Raw genomic sequence first — 1,852 nt, 5'->3', positions numbered from 1 at the left:
GAGGAGAGGTATGTACGCCGTTGTTGGCTTGGGTAATCCGGGGGAGAAGTACGCCCGAACCCGGCACAACGTTGGGCATATGCTCATTGATGTCTTGACCGCGCGTTCTGGGGGTACGCTGAAAGGCCATCGCGCCACGAACACGCATGCCGTTGGGGTACGGATGGGCGAGGAACGCATCATTCTTGCCACCTCCGATTCGTATATGAACACGTCGGGTGGCCCAGTTAAAAAGCTTCTTGACTACTACAAGGTGGATCCAGAGAACCTGATCGTGATCCACGATGATCTCGATCTTCCGTTCGGCACACTCAAGCTGAAACGTGGTGGTGGCGAAGGCGGGCACAACGGTCTCAAGTCGATCACCTCTACAACCGGCACGAAAAGCTACATTCGGCTGCGATTCGGCATTGGCCGCCCACCGGGCGGCCAAGATCCCGCCGATTATGTGCTCCGCCCCTTTTCTTCTGACGAACGCACCGATCTTCCCGCCCTCCTTGAACGCGGGGCTGATGCGATCGAGGATGTTCTTGCCATCGGTCTTGATAAGGCCACAACCCGCCTTCACTCGCACTGACCTCCAGCCTCACGTCGGGCACCAGCCCATTAGACCACAAGCCCGCCCGCTCCGCTTTGGCCCACTAGCCTTCATTCGCTCTGATCTTCGCTCTTGCTGAGAGGAATTCATGGATTTACGCCCACTCCTGCCACTTATCGCGCAGGACCCGGCACTTGCCGGCCCACAAGCGGCGAACATCTCCATGCCGCGTGGAATGGTGCCTCCCGCCATCGCACATTTTGAACGGCGGGAGCGGGATTGCTCGGCCCAAAACGAAGCGACACCCGGAGCGGTAGCACCCAGGCCGGCCGCGCCCGAAGGTGGCAGCGCCGGAAAGCGGGCCAGTTCCCAGAGCCTCAATGAATCGCCGCTTCTTGTGGCCGTGACGGCAACGGGGCGCGGTGCTGAAGAACTGCAGGGAGCGCTGCGCGCTTACCTTCCGGATTCCTCGCTGGAGATCTTTCCTTCGTGGGAGACACTGCCCCATGAAAGGCTTTCGCCGCGCTCGGATACGGTAGCCCAGCGCCTGCTCGTCCAGCGTAGGCTCGCCCACCCCGAAGAATTCGATCCGATGCGAGTGCTCATCATGCCTGTGCGCGCTTTGCTCCAACCCATCACGGCAGGATTGGGCGAATTGAACCCTGTACGTGTGCGGGTGGGGGATCGTATTGATGTAGAGCAACTGGAAAATGATCTAGTGGGCGCCGCCTATGTGCGGGTGGACATGGTGGAACGTCGCGGAGAGTTCGCAGTGCGTGGCGGAATCATCGATGTTTTCCCGCCTACGCAATCCCACCCGCTGCGCCTTGATCTGTTTGGCGATGAAGTGGACGAGATCCGCACGTTCTCCGTGGCGGATCAGCGCTCGATGGAACCGGCGGATGAACTATTCGCCACCCCCTGCCGGGAGATCCTGCTGACGCAGGAAGTGCGCACCAAGGCTCGCAACCTGATGAGTATCCTGCCCGGCGCGCAAGATATGCTCTCGCAAATCGCGGATGGCATCGCCCCAGAAGGCATGGAATCGCTTGCACCCGCGTTGGTGGACAAGATGGTGCCGGTGGTGGAGACCCTCCCGCCCAATGCACGCATGACCATCGTGGAACCCGAACGGGTTTCCCAGCGCGCCGAATCGCTGATCGCCACAACGCAGGAGTTCCTCTCCGCTGCCTGGAGTGCCGCTGCATCCGGCGGAAACGTCCCGATCAACGTGGACGCCGCTTCCTTCGCCTCGTTGGACGATACCCGCGATGAGGCGCTTGACCTCGGGCACGAGTGGCTTACTCTGGGTGG

Annotated in this window: 1 protein-coding gene and 1 pseudogene; both read left to right on the top strand. The window is 60.9% G+C overall.

Annotation, left to right across the window (positions count from 1 at the left end; translation table 11 throughout):
* Nucleotides 1-10 precede the first annotated feature (10 nt).
* Nucleotides 11-577 (top strand): aminoacyl-tRNA hydrolase, encoded by a 567-nt coding sequence (pth, locus tag ACTHV6_RS11210; protein ID WP_441387656.1) that lies wholly within the window; start codon nt 11-13, stop codon nt 575-577.
* Between the two features lie 109 nt (nt 578-686).
* Nucleotides 687-1,852, top strand: a pseudogene (locus ACTHV6_RS11205) (transcription-repair coupling factor); the annotation flags it as partial.

The organism is Ancrocorticia sp. (assembly GCF_052089425.1).
GTDB lineage: Bacteria > Actinomycetota > Actinomycetes > Actinomycetales > Actinomycetaceae > Ancrocorticia.
The sequence above is the reverse complement of the archived record's forward strand: the minus strand, read 5'-3'. Positions and strand labels throughout refer to the sequence as shown.